Here is a 1,178-nt window from a genome sequence, read left to right as displayed (position 1 = left end):
CATATTCCACGCTTTGGCGTTTGTCGCGGCTACGTCTATGACCTCATTTAGCACCTTGCCTTCGATACCAAGCTGTGCGAGGCTAGTAGGCGTACCGATCTTATCAAACCACGCTTTAAGTGCCGCAATGCCATCATCTGCGCTTTTAAGGCCGAAAATTTCACGAGCAAAACGCTCAAACGCGCTTAAATTCCTATCCTTATACCACCTCATCCACGCAGGCATTACCACGCTAAGACCGGCTCCGTGCGCGCAGTCCACGACCGCGCTCATCGCGTGCTCGATCATATGATTCGGATAGCCGAAGCCGCCCACGCCCACGTAAGTTAGCCCGTTTAGCGCCATCGTTGCAGCCCACGCAAACTCGGCTCGCGCATCGTAATCGCTCGGATCTGCAAGCAGAGCTTCAGTCGTGCGGATGACGGTTTTGATATTGGCTTCGATATAGGCTCGCACGATGTCCGGATGGACGCTAGCGGTAAAATACCCCTCGATGCTGTGCGCGATGATGTCGCTCGCGCTATATACGAGATACTCGCGGCTGACGGTTGCTTGCAGCTGCGGGTTTATGACCGAGACCTTTGGATATAGACACGGCGCACTGATCGCGTATTTTTGTTTAGTCTGCTCCTTGGTCACCACGCCGCCGCAGTTCATCTCCGAGCCCGTCGCGGCAAGGGTAATGATGTCAAAAATTTTAAGCGCGATGCTAGGATTTTTGCCGGTGAAAAAATCCCACACGTCGCCCTCGTAGCAGGCACCTGCGGCTACGGCTTTTGCGGAGTCCAGCACGCTTCCGCCGCCCACAGCAAGCACGCTATCTGCGCCAAATTCTTTGGCGAGCTTGATCGCTTCGTTTACCTTGCTTAGCACAGGATTTGATTTTATGCCGCCAAGCTGCGTAAATTCTATACCGCTTGCCTTTAAGCTGCTCTCCACGACGTCCATCAGCCCGCTCTTTCGCACGCGCTCGCTGCCGTATAGTACGAGAGCTTTTTTCGCGCCCGCTTCCTTCATATACTGCCCGATATGTTTTTCTTTATCCTTGCCGAATTCTATCCTCACGGGGTTGCAAAAACTAAAATTTGTCATCTTTTCTCCTTGAAATAAAGTTGGCTAAATTATAGCCTTTTTTAAAATTTTGCGGTAGCACGATAGTCCAAATTCCTTGCCTAATC

1 protein-coding gene is annotated in these 1,178 nt (G+C 51.7%); it reads right to left on the bottom strand.

Annotated elements, in window-relative coordinates; translation table 11 throughout:
• On the bottom strand, window positions 1-1,092 hold a 1,092-nt coding region (locus Q0140_RS06820), incomplete at its 3' end, for an iron-containing alcohol dehydrogenase (RefSeq protein WP_297963136.1).
• Between the last annotated feature and the right edge of the window lie 86 nt (window positions 1,093-1,178).

The organism is uncultured Campylobacter sp., from assembly GCF_938045405.1.
Taxonomy (GTDB): domain Bacteria; phylum Campylobacterota; class Campylobacteria; order Campylobacterales; family Campylobacteraceae; genus Campylobacter_B.
Note: the sequence above shows the minus strand (reverse complement) of the source record. Positions and strands in the feature narration are given on the sequence as shown.